Source organism: Streptomyces sp. NPDC107454, assembly GCF_055582885.1.
Genome location: NZ_JBVJPA010000031.1, coordinates 55300 through 77296, shown reverse-complemented (window position 1 = coordinate 77296; position 21997 = coordinate 55300). Strand labels below are relative to the sequence as shown.

The window sequence follows — 21997 nt, the reverse complement described above, 5'->3', positions numbered from 1 at the left end:
CCGCTGTGCGTCCCGCCGTCCGCCCCGTCCGTACTGCTCCTGCTCGTGTCCACGACCGTCCTGGCTGCTCGATACATCTTTCAGTTGTCAGGGTTCACTATCGCTCACCCCGTCTCAGGCGTCGGCGATCAGCAGGGTGCCCGTGGTGATCATCGTCGCGGCGACCACACCGTCCAGGACGCGCCAGGACGACGGCCGGGCGAGGAAGCGGCCGAGCAGCCGGGCGCCGAAGCCCAGCGCGGCGAACCAGCTCAGGCTTGCCAGGGCGGCCCCGAGCCCGAAGGTCCAGCGCAGTGGGCCACGGTCGGCCGCGAGGGAGCCGAGCAGGAACACGGTGTCGAGATAGACGTGCGGGTTGAGCCAGGTCATCGCCAGACAGGCGAGGACGATCTGCCGCCGGGAGCCCGCCGCTCCGTCCGCGGCCTCCAGCGCCGAGGGCCACAGCACCCGCCGCGCGGCCAGGATTCCGTAGCAGAGGAGGAATCCGCCGCCGATCAGTCCGACCGCCGTGAGCGCCTCGGGCCGGGCCACGACCACCGCGCCGACCCCGCCGACGCCCAGTGCGATGAGCAGCGCGTCGGACACCGCGCAGATGCCCACCACCGCCAGGACCGCTTCGCGGCGGATCCCCTGGCGCAGTACGAAGGCGTTCTGGGCGCCGATGGCGACGATGAGGGTGAGGCCGGTGCCGAATCCGGCGGCCGCGGCGGTCAGGGCGTTGTTCATGCCAGAGACGCTAGGAACACGGCCGTCAAGAGTACAGCTAAAGATTCTTACGTATCATTAGCAGCCGTGATGACGGATCTCCCGCTCGACCAGGTACGCACCTTGCTCGCGGTGGTCGACGAGGGCACTTTCGACGCGGCGGCCGCCGCCCTGCATGTGACGCCCTCGGCGGTCAGCCAGCGTGTCAAGGCACTCGAACAGCGCACCGGCCGGGTCCTGCTGATGCGGACGAAGCCGGTGCGTCCGACCGGGTCCGGCGAGGTCGTCGTGCGGTTCGCGCGCCGGCTGGCACGGCTGGAGCGCGACGCCCGTACCGAGCTCGGCATGAGCGAGGCCGGGGAGCCGACGCGGCTGTCGATCGCGGTGAACGCCGACTCGCTGGCGACCTGGTTCCTGCCCGCGCTCACCCGCGTACCGGGCGAGCTGCGGCTCGGTTTCGAACTGCGCCGTGAGGACGAGGACCACACGGCCGCCCTGCTGCGCGAGGGGGTGGTGATGGCGGCGGTGACCTCGTCGCCGGACCCGGTGGCGGGCTGTTCCGTGCGTGCCCTGGGCCGGATGCGCTACCTCGCGGTGGCCGGGCCGGATTTCGCCGGGCGGTGGCTCGGCGCGGGGACGGACGCGGCGCCGGACGAGCTGATCGCCGACGCTCCGGTGGTGGCCTTCGACCGGAACGACGATCTCCAGGACGAGTTCGTCCGGGGCCTTGGGGGCGGTCCCGGAGCGAGCGCGCTGCGGCACTTCATGCCCACCTCCGAGGGGTTCGTGGACGCCGTCGTCGCCGGACTGGGCTGGGGCATGGTGCCCGAGGTGCAGGCCGAGCCGCTGCTGCGGGCCGGGCGGCTGGTCCCCCTCGCGCCGGACCGGACCGTCGACGTACCACTCTTCTGGCAGCAGTGGAAACTCGACTTCCCGGCCCTCGCGGCGGTGGCCGAGGCCGTGGCGTCCGTCGCCGCGGAGACCTTGAGACGCTGAGCACCGAAATGGCCGGGATTCGCGGACGCCGAGGCCCGAAAGTGCTGTGAACCAACATCTACGCGGGGCTCCTGGACGGGGCGCGGGCGCGGTATCTTCGCGCTGGGCGAAGCTGAGTACGGCCGCACACGGCCGGATGCGGCCGAGTGCAACTCCAAGCGACCATCACGGCTGAGGCGTCGAGGTGCGGGTGGGTACCCGTAAGGCGCATTCTTGCTGTGGAATCCCCCTGACGGCGGGCGGACGAGGGCAGACCGATGACTGGGAGCGCCGAGCGTGAGGACCAGGCGCTGACGAGCCTGGCCGCCCTGCTCAGCGGGTCCGTCGCGGACGCGATCCGGGCGGCCCGCGGCTTCGCGGGGGGTGTGTACCTGCGCTCCAGCTCCCCCGAACTGCTGCGGCTGGCCGTGCTGGCCGGATTGCCGGGACAGTTGTTCCGTGGCTGGTGGCGCATGCCCATGGACCGGCCGTTCCCGGCCGCCGACTCCCATCGGACGGGCACGGAGGTGCTGCTCACCGACGCCACCGAGACGATGCGCCGCTATCCGCAGCTCGCGGCGGGGCTGCCGTTCCAGTTCGGTTCGCTGTACGTCCCCGTCGTGAGCGCCTCCTCGTCCTTCGGGGTCCTGACGGTGCTGCGTCCCTCGGCCTCGGACGCCACCGACGTGCTGCCGGACCGTGACCGGATGACGGCGGTGGCGGAGAGCCTGGGAACGGCTCTGTCGGTCCTGGAGAAGGACGGTGCCGAGGTCGTCTGGGACGAGGAGCCGATGTGTGTACGGCCGCCCGCCGAGCGTCTGCCGCATCGCTATGCCGGGCGGTTCACCTGGGACCCCGTCACGGGCGAGGTCACCGGGGACGACGCGCTGTGGGCCCTGCTCGGCACCAGCGCCGGTGCCTTTCCCGGGACGCCGCAGGCACTCACCCACACGCTGGCCCTCGACGATCCGCATGTGCTGCTGGCCGCGCTGCACGAGACCGCGGCGGGGCGTCCCCCGGCCCACCCGCTGCCCGTGCACACGGTCAACGGCGGGCTGCGGCTGCTGGAGTTGTGGACCTCGGGCAACGCGCTCGTGCCGCCGTACGCGGTCGGCGGAGCGGTGGTCGATCCGGGCCCGGGCTCGGCGGCGGACGGTGCCGCGGACCTGCTCCCCGAGGGCGTGTTCGCACTGGACCGGCTCGGGCTGATCACCTACGTCAATCCGCGCGCCGCCGAGCTCCTCGGCCGGCCTCGGCCGGAACTGCTGGGGCGACCGCTGTGGCAGGCCGTGCCCTGGCTGAACCAGCCGTCCTACGAGGATCATCTGCGCGGCGCACTGCTGTCACCGGAGCCGGTGCACTTCCAGGTCGCCCGCCCGAGCGCGGGCCGCCGGACAGCCGCGGCGGCCCACGGCGACACCTGGCTGACGATGTCCGTGTATCCCGGCCCCGGCAGTCTGACCTGCAAGCTGATCCCGATGGGCCGGGTCGTGGACACCACGGAGGCCCCCGAGGCCGCACCGCCCCACGGCCGGCCCCTGGCGAACGGGTCCGGCATCGCCGAGCCCACGACCGGCCTCACCACGACGGCGCTGTACCGGCCCATCGTCCTGGCCATGGCCCTGGCCGAGGCCGTGACGGCCCGGCAGGTGTCCGAGACCGTGATGCGGGAGTTGCTGCCCGCGTTCGGCGGACGGCGCCTGGCCATCTACCTGTTGCAGGACCGGCGCCTGTACCTGGCCTGGGAGACCGGCTTCCCGCAGGGGTTCCTCGCGCCCTTCGACGGGGTGGGCCTGGACGCCAAGCTGCCCGGGGTGGAGACGCTCACCACCGGCCGCCCGCTGTTCTTCGAGTCGATGCCCCAACTGGCCGCCGCCTACCCCGGCATCCCGCTGGACACGAAGGTGGGTGCCCGGGCCTTCCTGCCGCTGATCGCCTCGGGGCGGCCGGTCGGCTCCTGCATCCTCGGCTTCGACCGTCCGCGCGACTTCAGCACGGAGGAACGTTCCGTACTGACGGCGCTCACCGGACTCATCGCGCAGGCTTTGGAGAGAGCACGGCGCTACGACTCCGAGGCCGCCCTCGCCCGTGGCCTCCAGGAGGCACTGCTCCCGCACCGGCTCTCGTCGCACCCGCAGGTGGAGACGGCCGGGCGCTATCTGTCCGGCACCAAGGGGATGGACGTGGGCGGCGACTGGTACGACGTCGTGGAGGCCGGTGACGCGCTGGCCCTGGTCATCGGCGACGTCCAGGGCCATGGCGTCCAGGCGGCCGCCACCATGGGCCAACTACGCAGCGCCGTTCGGGCGTTCGCGCTCAGCGACCACCCTCCGGACGAGGTGATGAGCCATACCAACCGGCTGCTCATCGACCTCGACCCGGGCCAGTTCGCCAGTTGCTGCTACGTCAGGCTGGACCCGGTGACCGGAGTCGCCCGGGCCGCCCGCGCAGGTCACCCGCAGCCCCTGCTGCGCCACCCCGACGGCCGCACCGAGCTCCTCGACCTGCCCGGTGGCGTGGTGCTCGGAGTGGCCCCGCGGGCCCGCTACCCGGTGACGGACCTTCTGCTGGAACCCGACGCCGTGCTGGCCCTCTACACGGACGGTCTGGTCGAGCGTCCCGGGGCCGACATCGACGACGGGATCGAGAGGATCCGCGCGAAGCTGTCCCGCGCGGGCACCCCGCACGCCCGGCCCGGCGCCTCCTCGCTGTCCGGCGCCGCGGACCTGCTGACCGAGGAGGCCCGGCGGGCGACCGAGCGCCCCGACGACATCGCGCTGCTGCTCACCATTCGCCGCTCCGCGGGCGAGTGCCGCCACTGACGCGACAGCCCTCGCCCGCGACGCCGCTCAGTGGGCCGCGTCCAGGCGTTCCCGCTGCTCCGGCGACAGCTCAAGGTCCACGGCCGCCAGGTTCTCCTCCAACTGCGCCACGGACGACATCCCGACCAGGGGGATCACCGGCAGCCCGCCGCCCAGTTGCCAGGCGAGCACCACCTGGTTCGGGCTCGCTCCCGTCTCCCGCGCCACCGTCCGCAGCGCGGCGAGCCGGGGCGGGGTGCCCGGGTGGTCGTAGTCCGCGGGCAGCGGCTTGTCCTGCCGTACGTAGGCGCCGCGCAGCAGCGGGGAGTAGGCGACCAGGGTCAGGGCGGGCTCGGCGCGCAGATAGCCGCGCAGTTCGGCGCTCGTGCCGCCGAGGCTCCCGTCGGGGAAGAGTGCGTCGGGTATGTCGGTGCGGGGCCGCAGCAGACTGTGCTGGTACTGGAGGACCTCGTAGCCGGGCAGTCCGGCCGCCGCGGCGACGGCGCGGGCCCGCTCCACCCGCCAGATGGCGTGGTTGCTCACCCCGAGCAGCCCGACGGTCCCCTCCGCCACCAGCTCCCCGAACCCCTCCATGGTTTCCCGCGGGTCGACCGTGGGGTCCTCGATGTGGGCGTACAGCAAATCGATCCGGTCCAGGCCGAGGCGTTCGCGGCTGCGCTCGGCCGCCTCGCGTACGACCTTCGCCGACAGTCCTTCCGGGTTGTCGGTGTATCCGGTGCCGGGGGCCAGCGGCCGGGCGCCGAGCTTGGTCGCGAAGACGATCTCGTCGCCGATTCCCCGGCTGCGGCGCCACCGTCCGAGCAGTTCCTCGCTCTGGCCGCCCTGGCTGCCGTCGGTCCAGAAGGCGTAGTTGTCGGAGGTGTCGACGAAGTTCCCGCCCGCCTCGGCATAGCGGTCCAGTACGGCGAAGGAGGTCTTCTCGTCCGTCACCGAGCCGAACAGCATCGCGCCGAGCGCGAGCACGCTCACCTCACGGCGGGTGGTCGGATCGGTGCCGATGGTCCGGTACTTCATGGTGGTCCCTCCTCTTCGGGCCCAGTCATCCGGGTCCCGAAGAGGAGTCTGGAACTTGAAGAGCACTTCAACGCAAGGCCTTGAACGGTCCTTCCAGGGCCGCCCACTGCAGCAGCATGATCGTCTTGGCGTCGGCGATCTCCCCGGAGCGGATCATGGCCAGTGCGGTACGGAAGGGCAGTTCGACGATCTCGATGTCCTCGCCCTCCTCATCCAGGCCGCCGCCTTCGTGGGTGCGGGTGGACGGGCCGTAGGTGGCGGCGTAGAAGCTGACCCGCTCGGTGACCGAACCCGGGCTCATGTAGACGTCGAAGACGTGCTGCACGTCGCCGACGGTGTGCCCGGTCTCCTCGATGACCTCGCGCCGTACGGCGACTTCGGGATGCTCGTCGTCCTCGTCGAGCAGACCGCCCGGGGTCTCGACCAGCATGCCGTCGGGATGGCCGTTGGTGTACACGGGGTAGCGGAACTGCCTGGTCAGCAGCACGGTTTCGCGCTCGGCGTCGTACAGCAGGAGGGTGGCTCCGTTGCCGCGGTCGTGCGTCTCGCGTTCCTGGGTGCTCCAGGTGCCGTCGGCGTGCTGGAAGTCGAAGGTGGTGGTGCGCTCCACGTACCAGTGGCTGGACAGAAGCGTGACCTCGCGGACCCTGACCCGGGGGTTGCCGGTCAGATCGCGGCCGACACGGTCGAGCCCCGTACGGCCCCGGCGGTCCGGGGTGTCGATTCCTGCGGTCATCGTGTGCGGGCCGGGCGGGGGCGGGAGAAGTGGTTCATGACCACTGTCTACCATCCCGGCCCGAACATCGAGGCCACAGCGGGGCTTCGCCCGTCTAGGCTCACGGCATGGAACAGACGGAGATCATCCTGCGCGCCATCGGCGTGCTCACCGAGACCAACGCGATGGTGCGCAGGATCGCCCAGGACGAGAACGCCGAGGTCGACTCGGCCGAGACCCAACTGGGCGCGCTCGTCACGGAGGTGTTCCCCAGGGTGGAGGTGCCGGGGGACGCCGGTCCCGCGGAGGCCGGGCAGGCCGTCGCGGACGCCTACCTCCCCGCCACCATCTCGCTCGTGGGCGCCTTCGCGTTCCTCTTCTCCGAACTCGCCGACCTCCACGACTCCGGACGCACCGACGTCACGACGGCCGATCTGCTCCAGGACCTGGCCCTGCGCATGTCGAGGGCCGGCAACGCCTAGGACCTGTCAGGGCTGTCCCGATCCCGGGAGTGGGACCGGCGCGAGGGTTTCCGGGCCCGGGCGTTCCTGGGCGCGGAACGCCCGGGCGCCGGTCAAATCTTCTGCTCCACGCGCACCTCGGCCGTCCGCCCGAGCATGACCTGCGCCGCATCATGGACGCCATCCTCTAGGTCGACCGGACGGGCATCCCGTGGCGCTACCTGCCGCACGACTTCGCCCCCTGGGAGACGGTGTACGGATACTTCGCCGCCTGGTAGAAGGAAGGCATCTTCGCCCAGCTCAACGGCCTCCTGCGTCGTCTGGTGCGCGAGGCCGAAGGCCGGGATGCCGAGCCGGGTGCCTGTGTGTTGGACGCCCAGAGCATCAAGACCTCCGCCAACGTGCGCGCAGCCGGCCAAGGCATCGCCGCGGGCAAGAAAATCGCAGGCCGCAAGCGCCACCTCGGCGTCGACACCCTCCGCGCATAGGACCACGTGGCCGCCAACAGGTGGGCGTCGCCTGCGTGGAGGCGGGCGTGTTTGACGAGGAAGTAGAAGATCTTGATGGGCTTGGCGGCGGGACTTTCCGCGTCCGGCTCGTGGATCACATGCAGGTTGTTGACGGACCCCGCTGTCATCGCGAGCGCGATCGGCTCCTCGTCGTCGAGGAGCCTCGCCGCAAGGGACTCCTGACACGGTGCGCACCGCTCGATGCACGCACCGATCAGCGCGGACGCGGTCCGCATGTCCGGCGCGGTCTCCACTCCCCAGCGGCTGGGGTCGGCCGGCTGGAGATCCTTGCTGGACGGGCCGCTGTCGTGCTGGTGGAGGGTGCCGGCGTTGGCGGCGGCGCACGCGGCACCCTGACGGCGGCTTTTGTTCCTCGTCCGGCTCTTGCGGCCGTGGCTGCTGGTCATACGGCTCTCACATTCCCGCGCCCGTCCCCATGACCCGATGCGCGCGACGAAGAGCGGCATGCGGAAGACTCAACGGCCCTGCGGCCGCCGGAAGTTGAGGTATCTCTCACGCTGATGCTGCACAGACCGGGCCCTCGGTGAGGGTCCGCGGGCACCTTTGCCGTGGTGCGCCCTGGTCATAGGCCAGGGGGCGGGCTTGGGCCGATGTGTCGGCCGCTGCTCGCACCCTGCCGCCCGCCGTCCGGTCTCGGGAACCGATGGCCAAAGGCCGCTGCAAGGCTCCCCTGGGGGCCGTTTCAGCACAGCGTTCCGGGTGGATACTTCACCACCCCGTCGTGCTGCGGGTCGCAGACCCATATCCGCGATTCGCGCCGTAGGCGGGGCAGCTCGTGAACCGGCTCGGCGTACGGGCCGGCTTCTTCCTCAGTCACGGGCTCCCCGGTGGTCCTGTCCACCCAGCCAGCCTCAACGTGCTGTCGTTCACTCTCGGTCTGGAGCTGGCGCGCCGCCATACGCGTCAGCAGTCCTCGTGATCCCTCTGCTGCGGAACCACGGCTGCCACAAGCGCGGCGGTGCGCTTCCGTGGTCCCCGCGCGCGGGGACGGCGGAAGGCCACGAGCCAGGTCGGGCGGGAGGTGGCGTGCCCCGGAATCAACGCCTGGTGCGGAGTGCGGCGATGGGCAGCGCGAAGTTGCAGGCGCCTCGTCCTGTCGCTGATGCAGGCCGAGCGGGCAGGCCTGTTCCGGCGGGCACACGCCGGGGACACATTCCGGTAACGGGACGCACTCGCCCATTCACCCGGAGCGATCGATCAACTGCCCATATCCGTCAGTAAGTTGTCTGCGTGTCACGGTCACCGCCTTACCGAATCCGCCCTCCAGGAGATCCGGCTCGGCAAAGACTTCAGTGACACAGGTTCTTCACATGTGATCAAATCCGGGTGTTCCAGCAGGTCAGCGCCCTGCTGGGCGTCCATCTTCTTGCACCACAGAAAGGGACTCCATGAGAGTCCGGACATCCCGCCGCGCGCACGGGGTCATGATCGCCGCTGCCCTTGCCGGGAGTGTCGTGGTTGCGCTGGCCGGCGCACAGCCGGCTGCGGCCGCCGACTGCCCCACCTCCGTACCGACGTATGTATGGGAGCCGAACACCACCGGCAACATCGCGGCGCCGCGCGTGCTGCACAAGTACATGGACTGGGGACCCCAGAGCGGCACCACGGACACGCTGACCGACACCCTTTACACGGCGAACCTGCCGACCACCAGCAAGGTGTTCACCGGCGGCGGCAACGGCATCATCTACGAGGCCACCTCCGGCGACCAGGTCAAGTCCTACAAGGACAACACCGCCACCGGCGGGGCTCTGCTGACTCCGGTGAAGACCTATAGCCTGGCGTGGCAGAACGCCAAGCGGATCTGGACCAACGGCAGCCGGGTGTTCGTACTCAACGCCGCGGACTCGCTCGAGGTCTACAAGCAGTCCGCTCCGACGACGGGCAACGGCACCCTCACCAAGATCTCCGAGACCGCGACCTCGACCGCCGCCCTGTTCGATGCCACGAACGTGTGGATGGTGAACTCCACCGTCTACGCGCTCACCAGCACGGGCGCCATCAACCAGTACAGCTACACCGAAACCCCGATCATCGGCACCATCGCTGCACGCCTTCAGAGCGCGGGCGTGGTGGCCACTGGTCTGGCCGACGTCAGCCAGGCCTGGAGCCCGGGTGCTGGGGTCGTCAACACGCAGACCACTACCAGCGATCCCGACACCACCGGTCAGATCGCCAAATACTCCACCGGCCCATGGGCTCAGCTCGATCCAGAGGTCCGCACCGGAATCGTCGGCACGATCATGGCGGACGCCGGACCGTGCCTCGCGGACCCGGACCCCTCTGTGCAGCCCTACTTCGCCACCCCGCCGGCCGAGACCGGAGGGGTGGAGGCCGTCGACCCGGCCGAGGAGGCCGCCCAGACCCCGTCGAACACGGTCACCGGGAAGTTCACCCTCGGCAACGGGCAGCCCGCCGCGGGCCTTCGGGTCACCCTGACCGCCAACGACCTCGGCGACGGCGCCACCGGCCAGACGCAGGTGCCGTTCCTCGGCATGGCGACGACCGCGGCTGACGGCACCTGGTCCATCACGCTCCCGGGCACGCTCCCGGCCGACGTGCAGCAGGCCAAGGACGACAACGGCGGCATCCTCAACCTGCAAGCCACCGCCGAGGGCGTCACCGCCACCACGAGCACGCCGATGCTCGGTGTGGACACCCTCTCCACCGCCACGGCCCAGCAGAGCGCAACGGTCTCCGGACAGAACGACTACGGGCACAGCACGCTGCTCGCCCCGAACACCGTGTCCGGCACTACGCAGGACACCTACGCGGGATCCACGGACAGCAGCACCCTCGCCACCAACTACAACCCGTACCTGATCAACGGCCACGACGTCAGCGCCGAAGCGGTGCGCCCGCCCATCGTGCCCATGGATTCCGGCAACTGCTGGGACGCCAAAAAGCAGATCGACAGCTCGACGAAGTACACGGTCGTCGGCGAGGCGCACGCCAACTGGGACGCGAAGTCAACGTTCGAGTACGAATCCTCGATGTCGAGCAGCATTGACACCGCGGTCAAGAGCAGCGGCAACTGGACTACAGGTGCGTCCAAGGAGCTGTCGCAGAGCAACGGCATGACCGTAGGCTGGTCCAACAAGCCCAAGTACTCGCACCAGTACCAGGTGCCGATCCTCTACAAGAAGTGGAAGTACCAGCACTGGTGCTCCGGCTCGGTGCGCGCCACCTGGTACAAGATCGAGGCAAGCGGATACCACATTCCGGCCGACGGCGCGGCGGGCAAGGTCGGCAAGGACGTGTCGTCGAAGGACGGGACGGCGAACTTCAATAAGGCCCCGAAGGGTTACCGGACCTACCTTGAGGGGGGTGGTGGCACCCTTTCGCTTGCTCACGGCAGTTCTGTGAAGTTCGGCGGCGCGGTGAGCGCCTTCGGTATCTCGCTCGGTGCGAAGACCGGCTACGACAGCAACCACAGGCAGAGAATCACGTTCAGAAACCAGCCCGGCAAGCACTGGGTCTGGGGCAGGAATGGTTCGCTCAGCAGTGGGCACGCTGGTGTCTTCTACTCCAAGTAGGCGCGGCCGGCTGATCGCCGGAACCGCATTCCTGATCGTGGCGGCGGCCCTGGCAGCCTGGCTGGTCCCGCAGCGACCAGATGACACAGGCGCATGGAAGGGTCACGCACTGGATGCAGGACTGCTCGAGCAGGCCGACCTGGAGTACGACCAGCTGAGGATCGGCAAGGAGTACTGGCTGAACCTGCCCCAAGCGACCAACACCAGCGGTGAACCGGTGACCATAACCAAGGCCCAGTTCGTCAGCCTGCCGAAGGGGCTGGAGCTGATCGGCTACAAAGTGGTGAGCGTCTACGACACCGGCGGATACGGAATCGGTGTGCGCCTGGTGAAGTCACCGAACGATGACATCACCGGCCTGCCGGAGCAATCGAGCACTTTCACCGTGAAAGCCCACAAACCAGCCAACAGTTTTCACGTGGCCCGGTTCAGGGTGACCGGTCCGGTGACGGGCGACACGTCGCAATGCCGGTTCTGGTACCGGCAAGGTTCGGTGAAGTACCGGCAGGACCTGCGGTGCGTCAACCAGCTCCGCCTCGCCAAGAAATAGGACAACCAAGCACGCCCCACAGAACAGGTGGTTCTGGGGGGCGTCTTGACGTCACGGACCGGGGCGATGGACTCCGGGCGCGGACCGAGTTGTTGCCGCCCCCGACTTGCCCCGGGTGCTCGGTTCGACAGGCCCAGGTGAACTATGCCGCGGTTCTGGGGACAGCCGGGCAGCTTCCCCAGCTCGCACAGGGGTCGTTCGGCCATGACGGGGTGAAGCAGCCCGGCACCACCCGTGGGCCGTGGCTCAGTTCATGGTGAGGACGGCGGAGTCGTTGCGGCTGTCCGGATCGAAAGCGGGCCGGTGGGAGTCGGCCGGGTCCGGGCCCCAGACCAGTTGGACGCCGCCCTTGGCGTGCGCGACCACGTCGTCGACCCGGGCGGTCAAAGAGAAGTTGGTGACCTGTCCCTTGGGCACGATGATGCCCTGCAGGCTGCAGACGTACGGTCCCTTCGCCTCGGCTGTCGGGTTGTTCTCCTGCCACGGGGCGCAGTTGGCCGAATGGCCGACGGCGGTGGTGCCGGGCGGGAGCGTCACCCAGGCGGTGGGCACTCCTTCACCGCCGCTGCGGTCGTACAGGGTCGCCGGACCGTTGGCCCTCAGGTGGAAGGCGAGAGTCGCGTTCTTGCCCGCATCGGCTTGGGCACTCGCGCCGGAGACGGCGAAGTCGGCCGTGTTGCGGGCCCTGAGGGAAGCGATCCAGTAGTCCGTGACGCTGCCCGTCTGCGGCAGGGAGACGGAGCCCGCCGGGGCCGAGGACCGCCTGCCCGCCTTGATCACCTTCAGCTTGAGCGCGGGCGCGGACCTTTTGCCCCACGTCCACTTGATGCCCTGGCCGTCCGGCCAGCCCGGCTGACCGAGAGGCGCGGTGAGCGCGTCGAGGGAGGTGTTGAGGGCGGTGGAGCCCACGTGCAGACGGACCGGGGCGGCCAGGGCGGCCGTCTCGCCGATGTTGATGGCGCCCTTCGGGTAGCACTCCGCGAAGTGGATCGCGCCGTTGAACCCGTACTTGCAGTTGGAGTAGTGGTCGGCGAAGTCCAGGCCGGGTGAGGCGGCCAGGACGGTCTGCACGCCTCGGGCCGGACGGTTGCCCACGTTGGTGAACCGGACCGGTTCGGCAACGTTGCTGCCGACCTTCAGGTTGGTGTGGTCGGCGAGGCGGTCCAGGCCGAAGGACGGCCCTCCCACGGTGACCGATCCCGTGCCGCCCACGATCTGCGCATGCGCGGACCGGCCGGTGATCTTGTACGTTCCCGTGGCGCCCAGTCGGCTGCCCCTGAGTGCGGTCAGGGTCAACCGGGTCATGGACCCGAGGCCGATCTTCGGATTAGAGCCCGACTCGAACGACTCCGAGCACGTGGCGACCAGGCCATGGGCGGTGCAGTTGCTCGAGAACGCCACCTTGGCGATCTTCGACAGTCCCCGGGCGTCCACGGTCAGAGTGACATCGTGTGCCGTCAGGTTCCTGGTCTTGGTGTGGAAGTCGAAGTACACACCTTCCGTGGCAGGAGCAGCTGGCAAGGCCGCCGGCATCGGCGTGTCAAGAGTGATCACCGGCCGGCCGGAAACAGCAACCGCACCGGCTGGGGCGGCGCCCAGCAGCGATGCGGCCAGACCCGCAGCCGAAACAAACACTGCGGCTAAACCGGTGAGGGAATTACGTCTCATCAACGTCCTTACGCTTGAAGGGATTTACGCAGCCCCACGGAACGGACCAGGTGGGACTCCAGCCCCGGGCCGCACCACGCCGGCCGGCGGCATCCGTCCGTCTCCTCCGCATCTGCTGCCGGAGCCCCGCAGCTGGCAAGCCGGTCTCGCGGCCACGCCCCCAGCGGTGACGAACAGCGTGACCTTAGACCACCGGTATGACAAACGCCCACGCCATTTCGTAGAAACCGCACGGCAAGATCGTGCTCGACCGCTGCCCGGAACCGGCGTCCGCTTGACCCGCTCGTCATGCGGGACCTTGCGCAGCACCCCGGCACCGGTCTCGTCGTCCGCAACACAGTTCTTGCTCGCGGGCGCCTGGCAACGCGGACAGTTCCTCATGATCCGTGACCGTAGTGGGCGGCCATGCCCAGGGGGTGCGCCCGTCTGGATCCGCGAGCTCCGAGATAGGGCCCCCGAGCCCGCCATCCCGCGATCATCACCACTGGCTTCCCGCCTTTAACCCAGGGCGGGATAGTCGCCAGCGGCGAGGTCCGCGATCAGGCTCGGGTGGGTGGGCTCCCAGCCGAACCGCCTCTGGGTCAGTGCACTCGAGGATGGCATGTCGAGCGCGAACAAGCGGCCTATGAGTCCGAAACTCTCAGGCGATGTCGACTCGACCGGCACCGCGAGCACGTCGCCGACAGCCTCGGCCAGTGACCGCATGGTGTCGCCCTCGTCGGCTACCGCGTGCAGGACCGTGCCGGGTGCAGCGTCCTCGAGTGCGATGCGGAACAGCCTGGCGGCGTCGAGCCGGTTGACTGCTGGCCAGCGCTGTGCGCCATCGCCGACGTATGCTGACACGCCTGTTTTCTGCGCGGCGGCGATGAGCACGGTGCAGAAGCCGTATTGCGACGCGCGCTGATGCACGGAGCGCGGCAGCCGTACGACAGAGGAGCGGACGCCCTGGTCGGCCAGGGCCAGCACCATCTGTGAATTGAGGCCGCGGCCACCGACGGGACCGTTGGTGCTGTCGGGGTCCTCCTCGGTGGAGGTGTGGCCCGGCACCATCGGGGTGAGGCCGGCATGCACGAATGGCTTGCCGCTGCCTGCGAGTGCGGCCGAGAAGGTCTGCAGGGCTTGTGTCTCCGCGTCGATGCACGGCCCCAAGTTGCTCCAGTCGTTCCCAAAGGCCAGGTTGATGACGCCTTCTGCCTGGGCGACGCCAGCACGGAGGCTGTCCAGGTCGGTGAGGTCGCCACGGAGCGGCGTGCCACCCGCGACGGAAACGGCCGCGGCTGCGGCATCGGAACGGACGAGGCCGAGGACCTCGTGACCAGCAGCGATGAGTTCGGGAACTACGACTGAGCCGATGCTGCCGCTGGCTCCTGTAACGAACACGCGCATGGGAGGCTCCAGATGACCCCTGCGACGCTGCGTCGCAGGAAAGGAACTGACGGCCGAGCCGCACGGGTCGGCGACGCTCACCTCTGAAATTCCCCCGACGAGGCGACCGCATCTCATCGACCCCACTCAGCATTCTAACAATGCGTACATGCCGTTATGCCGCATTGCGCGCTGTACAGGTACTGCTCCGATGAGCGTAGGCCCACTGCCAACACTCGCAATGACATGTGGCGGTAGTGGCCGACCATGCGTGTGGAGACAGAGAACGCTGCAGCTGGCTTCTCAGCTGCGAAGGTCTCCTTGGCGGACTCGTTTACCCGCTGACGCGAGGGGATCATTGCCTCGTCGGCAGTCCTCAGCCGCTACAACAATTTAGCGTGCATTTCCGCAGAACGAGAATCCACCAATGACGTCAAGCCGTCTTCCGAGGATCTGGCGATCCTTGAGCTGCTGAACAACGACTACGTCCAGTCGGATCAGCACAACGACGTCAAGCGCTTCAGTGAGTTCCTCGCCGAGGACTTTGTCGTGCAGACTCCGGGCGTCGCGCGGAACCGTGCCGAGTTCTTGGAGTACATGGCTAACTAAGCCACGTCCTTTCAAGGACCTTTCGATACATGACGTCCAGATCCGAATCCTCAGTGACGTTGCGCTAATCCATGGCCGCAGCACGTACACCGTGCTCACTGATGGATCTGAGCAAGAAGCCCTGTACACGGGCACGTATCAGAAGCGTGGGGGGCCTGGGTCTGCGTGTCAGCCTGCGTGATCGCGCCGGGCACCTGATCGCCGCCGGGCAGGGGCAGCCACCTCAGCTCACGGCATCGATGAGATGAAGAGCACCCGCGACAGCTGGTAGCGCGGTCCGAACCTGACGCAATTCGGGGTGCTGTCGCCGGGCTGTCCCGCGACGACCCCCGTCACCTCGGCTTGCGTGAGATGTCGTCCGCGGCTTCACTGGATGCGGATGATCGTCTTTCCGTTGACTTTCTGGGCCGGGTTGAAGGCGGCGACAGCGTCGTCGAGGTTCGCGACCTGGCCGATATGCGTCCGCAGACGTCCCTCCCGTACCCGCCGGGCGATCTCGCCCAGCTGGGCGCGGTCGGAGACGACGACGAAGTCGACCGCCAGGCCGTCGGCCGGCCGCACCTCCGGCGGGCCGGTGACGGTGACGAATGTCCCTCCACCTCTCACCAGCCGGGCCGATCGAGCGCCGATGTCGCCGCCGAATACGTCAAAGACGAAGTCGACTCCGCCGACGTCTTCCAGCGTGTCGTTGTCGAGGTCGACGAACTCGTGCGCGCCGAAGTCGAGTGCGCTCTGGTGGTGGGCGGCGCGTCCGGTGCCGATGACGTGCGCACCGGCCTCTCGCGCGAGCTGAGCCACCATCGATCCGACCGCGCCGGCGGCGCCGTGCACGAGCACGCTCTGCCCCACCGAGAGGTGCCCGTGCCCGAACAGTCCCTGCCAGGCAGTCAGGCCCGTCATCGCGACGCTTGCGCCGACCGTGAAGTCGATGTCGCCGGGCAGCGGCGCGAGGTTGCGCGCCTCGACGACGACGTACTGCGCGAGGGTGCCGTCGCGGGTCCAGTCCGTGAGGCCGAACACGCGCTGCCCGACCGAGAGCCCTGCCGTTCCATAGGTGAGAGAGGTGACCACGCCTGCCACCTCGTGTCCGGGGATCGAGGGCGTCCGATCCCGGCCGAGGCGGTCGACCCAGGTCGAGGGCCACTCCAACTCGTCCCCGGTGAAACCCGACGCATGAACTTCGACGACGACGTCGCCGTAGTTCGCGCCGTCAAGGCTGGCGAGGCGCGCCGTCTCCGGATCGGGTCGTTCAGCCAGCGTCATCCCGGCGGTTCCGGCGTCGGGGTCAGTGACCACGATCGCTTTCATTTGTGTTTCCTCCTTCTGTACAAGCTCTGTCCGTTCCCGTCGCAACGTGGACGGGAACGGTGTGCGTGCCGGGCGCCACAACGTGTTCGGCCGGTTGGGCAGGGGCGTCGCGGCCGTGGCGCAGACCCTGCAGGGTCACGTTCGCGTCGATGGGAAAGCCCGGCTGCCACTGCAGGCAGTGGTTGGGAAGCCGCTCGCCTCGCTGGTCCGATCTCGTGATGAGCTTCGCCGGTATCGCCACCCACTCAGTCGCGTGCGTAGCTGCTCCGGGCCGCCGCTGCTCACTACTGCCCGGCGCCAGTGGGCAGCGGGCGCAGGGACGGCTCCGTTTCGGTCGACGCGGCCGACAGATGGGAGGCGTCCAAGTCCCTTCACTGCATGGCCACGCCGATGCGCAGTCTCGCGGCTCGTGCCCCGCGCGCACCGTGGCCCACCATCGGGATCGGTCGGTGGCAGGGCGCGTCATGCTGGCATGAGCACGATCTTCTTACCGCCGGCCCGTCCGGCAACCACTCGGGTGAATGCGGCCGGTCCTTCGCTGAGCGGCAGGGGTTCTGGTGCGAGTTTCAAGGTTCCAGCCGCAGCCTGCTCCGCCAGCTGGGCAAGCTGCGCGGCGTTGGGCTCGATGTAGAGGTCCCAACTCGTGATGCCTCGTTCCTCCGGAGGCGCGTCCGAGGTCAGGGAGCACAGTCGGCCGCCGTCACGCACCAAAGGCAGGGCTGGGGCCGCCGTGCCGGCGGCGATGATCAGGGCAGCGTCGAACCCGCCGCGTACCTCGGTCGACCAGTGCGGATCGTGGTAGTCGACGACCTCCATCGCTCCCAGACCGAGCAGACGCTCTGCAGCGGCAGCAGACGCGGTCGCGGTTACCTCGATGCCCTGGGCCGCGGCGAGTTGGATGGCCAGGGCTCCGGTGCCCCCGCCTCCGTTGGTGATCAGGAGCCGCTGTCCTCGGCCGAGGTCCAGCTTCTCCAAAGCCTGCAGCGCGGTGAGCCCGTTGACAGGCAGTGCCGCTGCGTGTGCGGCGTCCAAGCCTGGTGGGCAGGCCGCCGCGTGATCCGCGTTGATCAGAACGCGTTCGGCCCAGAAGCCGCTTCCTCCGGGCAGCGGGGCTTCGTGCGCGAGCACCCGGTCGCCTACGGCAAGCTGGGTGACACCCGCACCGACGGCCAGCACCTTGCCTGCGCCCTCCACTCCCAGCGCTGCCGGGGGGCGTAGCCCCACGTCCCAACGAGCGTCGATTTCCAGTTCGTCCCACGGTCCGACCCCGGCGGCCTCAACCGCGACCAGGATCTGGCCCGGCTCGGGAGATGACGGTTCGGGCAGTTCCAGCAGGGCGACTTCCGTCTCTGCCCTGGACACTCCGCACGCCTTCATAGTGGATCTTTGTCCTCTCACTCGGTCCGGCCGACCAGGAGGTACGGGCCGGGAACCCAAATCCGGCAGCGGTGCCGAACAGGGGCATTCCGCACGCCTTCACAGTAGATCTTTGTCCTCGCGCTCAGTTCGACCGACTGGTTCCAGGTCCCCAGCGCTTTGGGCAGCAGCGTTGCCGTCGGCGCCAGGTTCCGCGCCGCTTCGTGCTGCGCCGTTCGACGACCTCACGGTGCGGGTCGGAGAAGCCGTTGCCGGGCAAGCCGGAGGTCCGCCGACGCCGTTGGATCATTCGGATCACCGACGGCCGGGGGCGCCGGCCCCCGGTCTGGCTCTCCGGAGTGGGTCGGCCTCGAGGACCAGCGGCGTCCGCAGCCTGCGGACTTCGGCCGGTCGTTCCCGGTGCCGTCGTTGGTCAGACGAACGTGAACAGCTGGTCGGTTTCGAAGCGTGAAATCGGACTGTTGTATGCCTTCGCGGGGTCGGGGTAGCCGAGGGCCAGCAGCACGGTCGTGGTGTGTCCGGTTTCGCGGATCTTGAACGCCTCGTCGACACTGATCGGGTCGAACCCTTCGAGGGGCATGGCTTCGACGCCGAGCTCAGCGGCCGCCATCATGGTCAGGCCCATCGCGAGGTAGGTCTGCTTTTCCATCCAGTGGTTCAGGTCCTTGTAGCCGTAGTTGCGCAGGTTGAGGAAGTCGCGGGTCATGGACTCCCACCGCGCCTGCTTTGCCGGGTCGGGGAACCGGCCGTCGGCCCGCTCCTTGTCGAACACGGCCTGGAGGTGGCCTTCGGGAAGATCCGCCCTGGTGGTGAGGATGACGGTGTGTGAGGCGTTCAGGATCTTCTCGCTGTTGTCCTGGAATCGTTCGCCGAGGTTGGCCGCCAGCCGCTCCTTGCCTTCGGGCGTGGCGAGGACGTAGAAGTGGTTGGGCTGCACGTTCGTCGACGACGGCGTCGAGCGCAGGAATCCCAGCAGTTGCTGGAGTGTCTCCTCGGGGACCGTCTTACTGGGGTCGAAGTACCTGGTGAGGTGCTTGTTCATGAGCTTGCCGAGATCCATGTCATCCTGCCTTTGTCTTGTGATCACGAGATGAAGAGTCAGTGATTCGTGCTGATCGGGTTAGTTCTTGCCGCGGGCCAGCAGTTCGTTGACGCGGGCGAAGTTCATGCCCGTCGTCGCCGAGGCGAGGTCGCCCGCGAGGAGTACCTTCGCGGCCTCTTCGACCGCTCCCATCGCGTGGGCGTAGAGCAACGGACCCAAGCTGATGCGCTTGACTCCTGCCTGCTGCAGTTCAGCGACGGTGAGCACTTTGTCCGACGGAGACACCAGGACGTTGACCGGTGTTGGGGCGACCGCGGTGACGATCGCGACGAGTGCGTCGCGGTCGGGTGGGAACGGCGCGTAGACCACATCTGCGCCCACCTCAGCGAAGGCCGTCAGACGCCGAATGGTGTCGTCGAGATCCGGTCGCCCCTGGATGAAGTTGTCGGTGCGGCCGGTAACGATGATGCGTCGCTTCGAAGCGTCAACGGCGCTACGTACACGACTGACTGCTTCGTCGAAGTCGCGGATCGGCATATCGGGATCGCCCGAGGTGTCCTCCACCCCGATACCGGCAAGGCTGGACTCCACGGCGGCCTCAACGGTCGCGGCGACGTCCTCAGGCGTGTCGCCGTATCCGTCCTCGAAGTCTCCGTTGACGGGCAGCCCCGTGAGGCGGCCGAGCAGCCGCGCATGCTCAAGGTGCTCTTCGCGGGTGACTTGGTGACGCCCGTCGAGGCGGCCGAGCGTGGCGGCGATCGCCGCAGACGATGTCGCGATCGCCTCGAAGCCGGCATCGGCCAGCATCAGCGCCGAGAGGCCGTCCCAGGCGTTGGGCATGACGAGGCCACCATCACGGGTGTGCAGCGCCATGAATTGCTCATAGAGTTCGGAGCCCGGCATGTCGAGCCTTCCTGAATGATCGTGGACTCAGTGGGGGGTGGCCGACTGCGTGCCTGAGCCGCGTCGAGGGTTCCAAAGAACAACCGGCGGGTGGGGTGTTGCCGGCGGCCGCGTGGCGCTTCCTGACGCCGCCCCGGCCTCAACAGACGCGATGACGCGGGCCGTGGACGATTCTGCGGACTCGACGAGGCGGGTCCAACGCGTGCCCTCGTCCACCGGAGTTCCCATGTATCCCGCAGCACGGTGGTGGGTCTCTCCGCGGGCCGCCGGGGGGCGGCGGTTCGGGGCGCGGGTTCACTGGGGCACGGTCGTATCGACCGAGTCAACGGCGGGGATGTCGAGGTCGGTCTGGTTGACGTTGTTGATGAAGTTGGTGAGCAGGAACTGCACCGCGACCGCGACGACGGCGAGGATCTGCGCGTCGGTGTATCCGGCGCGCCGTACCTCCGCGAGGTCGGTGTCGCTGACCTGCCCGCGGCTCTCGACCACCTGCTGCGCGAAGCGGGCGGCCGCGGCACGTTTGGGATCGACCGAGCTCCCGAGGCGGGCGAGCTTGATGTCGTCGTCCGACATGCCGCCGAATTCGGTCGCGACGTGGGTGTGCATCGCCAAGCAGTAACTACAGCCGTTGGCCTGCGACACGGCCAGCGCGATGCTGTGCCGCGTCCTTCCGTCGAGAACCCGGCTCAGGGTGCCTTGCAGAGTCGTGACGACCTCAAGAACGGCCGGATTGGACGCGAGGGTCTTGAACATGTTCGGGACGAAGCCGAGCTGCGCACCAACGTTGCCGAGTATCTGCTGTGCGCCGGCAGGCACGTCCTCTGGAGCGGGAACGTTCAGTCGTGACACGGCGAATCGACCTCCGATCGGGGTGTGAATAGTCGGCGAGCCCGAGCCGGGCACGCAGCGCTTCGGAGCTCCGCCGCAGGCTCTTCCTGCGCCGGCCGCAACCTCGACGGTCGCGTCGGTTGCGCCCGGTGGCCTGCGTTGAGAGGGGTGACTCCGCGGGTGCCGAGTTGCGGATCTCTTCATTACCTCAGACACCACATAGAAAGGACTATACAGACCAGAAACGTGTGTGCAACCCCTCCCCCGGAAGGGAAGGGTCCGCCAGGCTTCCTGCGGGCGGCTCGAGATCGGTCCTCGTCATTAAATGTGCAGGCCAAAGCTGCAGGTGAGCTTCGTTGCGCGCGACTGTGCCAGTCGGACCGCGCGGGCTCGTGTCGGCCTGACTCGATCCGGATCGATTGACTCAGTGGACTATTTAGTCCAACATTGAGTGAGAGCTCGGCAGGAACGACGACAAGACCTGCCGGCTCTGCCTGCACCTTCATCTCGCATCCGTCCACGGTGAGGTACTGGTTGACATGGCTGTCACAGCACAGGTCATCGACGCCAGGGTGTCGCGCCGCCTCGGCGCCTACCTCGATGCGTCACGACCCCGGGCTGCACCGCGCCGCCCTCTCCGTCACTGCGTCAGGACGGAACCCAGCAGGAGGTTTTCGCCGAGGAGGCCCGGCAAGCCCCGGACCGCGGGGCGCCGCGGCGGGCGGCCGCGGAACTGGGCGATGTCGGCCAGGTCCGGTCCTGGCTCACAGGCCGCGACGTCATGGATACCTGCGTGAAGAACCACAAAGACATGATCTTTCGCCGGTCAGCCTTTATGGTCGGATTAGTGGAGATCGAGGCCACCGCGCTTGTGATGCGCTCCACGGCTGAGCAGCACGAGTGAGTAACGTGCCTGAGGGAGACACCGTGTCCGCAACCAGCGATATTCGCCGCACGCCACGCGGCCTGGAGACCCGTTCACGGATCGTTGATTCGGCGGCCAAGCTGTTTTATGTCAGGGGCGTCAACGCCACCACGCTCGATGACGTCCGGCTGGCGAGCGGAACGAGCAAGTCGCAGTTGTACAACCACTTCGAGGACAAACGCACGCTGATCCACGCCGTGATCGACGTGCAGTCGAAGTTCGTCCTCGCCCGCGAGGAACAGCACCTGCGCGGTGTGAAGACCCTCGCCGGTCTGCGCCGCTGGCGCGACGCCCTGGTCCACGCCAACTCACTGCAGGACGGCTCGTACGGGTGCGCGCTGGGCGTGATGTCGATTGAGCTGTCCGACAACGATGAGCAGTCCCGCCAAGCGCTCAACGCATCATTCGATGCCTGGCAACGGATGCTCGTCGAGACACTGACCCGGCTCCGCGTCCTCGGCGTACTCTCCGAGGACGCCGACCCACAACGCTTGGGCACTGGTCTGCTGGCCGCTCTGCAGGGAGGTTACGTGCTTGCACAGAACGCGCACAGCTCCGAGCCGATGGCCGTCGCGCTGGACATGGCGCTGGACCACATCGCGTTCTTCGCTCGCAACTGAGCCCACCTTCGCGGTTCGAGGAGCGCGTTCGGCTCCGCCGCCAC

Annotated in this window: 16 protein-coding genes and 1 pseudogene; 7 read left to right on the top strand and 10 right to left on the bottom strand. The window is 68.4% G+C overall.

The window, feature by feature from the left end; all coding sequences use genetic code 11:
* Positions 1-114 precede the first annotated feature (114 nt).
* Positions 115-726 carry a LysE/ArgO family amino acid transporter gene (locus tag ACZ69M_RS48050; protein ID WP_470060027.1) on the bottom strand — a complete coding sequence of 204 codons (612 nt, stop codon included), beginning with the start codon at positions 724-726 and terminating at the stop codon, positions 115-117.
* Between the two features lie 66 nt (positions 727-792).
* Between ACZ69M_RS48050 and ACZ69M_RS48045 the strand changes: the two genes are divergently transcribed.
* Positions 793-1701, top strand: a complete 909-nt coding sequence (locus ACZ69M_RS48045; protein ID WP_470060026.1) for a LysR family transcriptional regulator ArgP — start codon at positions 793-795, stop codon at positions 1699-1701.
* A gap of 257 nt (positions 1702-1958) precedes the next feature.
* The gene (locus tag ACZ69M_RS48040; protein WP_470060025.1) at positions 1959-4502 is read left to right on the top strand and encodes a SpoIIE family protein phosphatase; all 2544 of its coding nucleotides are present in this window, start codon (positions 1959-1961) and stop codon (positions 4500-4502) included.
* Positions 4503-4529: 27 nt separating this feature from the next.
* Here the strand turns inward: ACZ69M_RS48040 and ACZ69M_RS48035 are convergent, their stop codons facing one another.
* Together ACZ69M_RS48035 and ACZ69M_RS48030 are read right to left on the bottom strand one after the other, a co-directional pair.
* Positions 4530-5516 carry an aldo/keto reductase gene (locus ACZ69M_RS48035; protein WP_470060024.1) on the bottom strand — a complete coding sequence of 329 codons (987 nt, stop codon included), beginning with the start codon at positions 5514-5516 and terminating at the stop codon, positions 4530-4532.
* A 67-nt stretch (positions 5517-5583) separates the two neighbouring features.
* Positions 5584-6252: an NUDIX domain-containing protein gene (locus ACZ69M_RS48030; protein ID WP_097282850.1), complete on the bottom strand. Its 669-nt coding sequence runs from the start codon at positions 6250-6252 to the stop codon at positions 5584-5586.
* A gap of 107 nt (positions 6253-6359) precedes the next feature.
* Between ACZ69M_RS48030 and ACZ69M_RS48025 the strand changes: the two genes are divergently transcribed.
* The 4 genes and pseudogenes from ACZ69M_RS48025 to ACZ69M_RS48010 all read left to right on the top strand — a co-directional run bounded on the left by ACZ69M_RS48025 (position 6360) and on the right by ACZ69M_RS48010 (position 11308).
* Positions 6360-6713, top strand: a complete 354-nt coding sequence (locus ACZ69M_RS48025; RefSeq protein ID WP_470060023.1) for a hypothetical protein — start codon at positions 6360-6362, stop codon at positions 6711-6713.
* Between the two features lie 20 nt (positions 6714-6733).
* Positions 6734-7171, top strand: a pseudogene (locus ACZ69M_RS48020) (transposase); the annotation flags it as partial.
* Between the two features lie 1439 nt (positions 7172-8610).
* Positions 8611-10758, top strand: coding sequence for a hypothetical protein (locus ACZ69M_RS48015; protein ID WP_470060022.1), 2148 nt, complete (start codon positions 8611-8613; stop codon positions 10756-10758).
* The gene (locus tag ACZ69M_RS48010; RefSeq protein ID WP_470060021.1) at positions 10727-11308 is read left to right on the top strand and encodes a hypothetical protein; all 582 of its coding nucleotides are present in this window, start codon (positions 10727-10729) and stop codon (positions 11306-11308) included. Before ACZ69M_RS48015 ends, ACZ69M_RS48010 begins: the two co-directional genes overlap by 32 nt.
* A gap of 246 nt (positions 11309-11554) precedes the next feature.
* Here the strand turns inward: ACZ69M_RS48010 and ACZ69M_RS48005 are convergent, their stop codons facing one another.
* The 7 genes from ACZ69M_RS48005 to ACZ69M_RS47975 all read right to left on the bottom strand — a co-directional run bounded on the left by ACZ69M_RS48005 (position 11555) and on the right by ACZ69M_RS47975 (position 20483).
* Positions 11555-12829 (bottom strand): hypothetical protein, encoded by a 1275-nt coding sequence (locus ACZ69M_RS48005; protein ID WP_470060020.1) that lies wholly within the window; start codon positions 12827-12829, stop codon positions 11555-11557.
* A gap of 645 nt (positions 12830-13474) precedes the next feature.
* Positions 13475-14362, bottom strand: a complete 888-nt coding sequence (locus tag ACZ69M_RS48000; protein ID WP_470060019.1) for an SDR family oxidoreductase — start codon at positions 14360-14362, stop codon at positions 13475-13477.
* 954 nt (positions 14363-15316) lie between these two features.
* On the bottom strand, positions 15317-16258 hold the full coding sequence (locus ACZ69M_RS47995) for an NADP-dependent oxidoreductase (protein ID WP_470060018.1): 942 nt from the start codon (positions 16256-16258) through the stop codon (positions 15317-15319).
* Between the two features lie 462 nt (positions 16259-16720).
* Positions 16721-17620, bottom strand: a complete 900-nt coding sequence (locus ACZ69M_RS47990) for an NADP-dependent oxidoreductase (protein WP_470060017.1) — start codon at positions 17618-17620, stop codon at positions 16721-16723.
* A 427-nt stretch (positions 17621-18047) separates the two neighbouring features.
* Entirely contained in the window at positions 18048-18695 is a 648-nt protein-coding gene (locus ACZ69M_RS47985; protein ID WP_470060016.1) for a nitroreductase family protein, read from the bottom strand.
* A 60-nt stretch (positions 18696-18755) separates the two neighbouring features.
* The gene (locus ACZ69M_RS47980) at positions 18756-19580 is read right to left on the bottom strand and encodes an isocitrate lyase/PEP mutase family protein (RefSeq protein WP_470060015.1); all 825 of its coding nucleotides are present in this window, start codon (positions 19578-19580) and stop codon (positions 18756-18758) included.
* A 294-nt stretch (positions 19581-19874) separates the two neighbouring features.
* Complete coding sequence (locus ACZ69M_RS47975; protein WP_470060014.1) at positions 19875-20483, bottom strand: carboxymuconolactone decarboxylase family protein; 609 nt, start codon at positions 20481-20483, stop codon at positions 19875-19877.
* 852 nt (positions 20484-21335) lie between these two features.
* On the opposite strand from ACZ69M_RS47975, the gene ACZ69M_RS47970 reads away from it, so the two are divergent.
* The gene (locus ACZ69M_RS47970; RefSeq protein ID WP_470060013.1) at positions 21336-21953 is read left to right on the top strand and encodes a TetR/AcrR family transcriptional regulator; all 618 of its coding nucleotides are present in this window, start codon (positions 21336-21338) and stop codon (positions 21951-21953) included.
* Positions 21954-21997: the final 44 nt, after the last annotated feature.

Bases quoted from the DNA above. Each gene is read 5' to 3' on its own strand.
- ACZ69M_RS48030 (WP_097282850.1), bottom strand. From the start codon at position 6,252: ATGACCGCAGGAATCGACACCCCGGACCGCCGGGGCCGTACGGGGCTC.
- ACZ69M_RS47980 (WP_470060015.1), bottom strand. From the start codon at position 19,580: ATGCCGGGCTCCGAACTCTATGAGCAATTCATGGCGCTGCACACCCGT.
- ACZ69M_RS48050 (WP_470060027.1), bottom strand. From the start codon at position 726: ATGAACAACGCCCTGACCGCCGCGGCCGCCGGATTCGGCACCGGCCTC.
- ACZ69M_RS47995 (WP_470060018.1), bottom strand. From the start codon at position 16,258: ATGAAAGCGATCGTGGTCACTGACCCCGACGCCGGAACCGCCGGGATG.
- ACZ69M_RS47985 (WP_470060016.1), bottom strand. From the start codon at position 18,695: ATGGATCTCGGCAAGCTCATGAACAAGCACCTCACCAGGTACTTCGAC.
- ACZ69M_RS48035 (WP_470060024.1), bottom strand. From the start codon at position 5,516: ATGAAGTACCGGACCATCGGCACCGATCCGACCACCCGCCGTGAGGTG.
- ACZ69M_RS48000 (WP_470060019.1), bottom strand. From the start codon at position 14,362: ATGCGCGTGTTCGTTACAGGAGCCAGCGGCAGCATCGGCTCAGTCGTA.
- ACZ69M_RS48040 (WP_470060025.1), top strand. From the start codon at position 1,959: ATGACTGGGAGCGCCGAGCGTGAGGACCAGGCGCTGACGAGCCTGGCC.
- ACZ69M_RS48015 (WP_470060022.1), top strand. From the start codon at position 8,611: ATGAGAGTCCGGACATCCCGCCGCGCGCACGGGGTCATGATCGCCGCT.
- ACZ69M_RS48025 (WP_470060023.1), top strand. From the start codon at position 6,360: ATGGAACAGACGGAGATCATCCTGCGCGCCATCGGCGTGCTCACCGAG.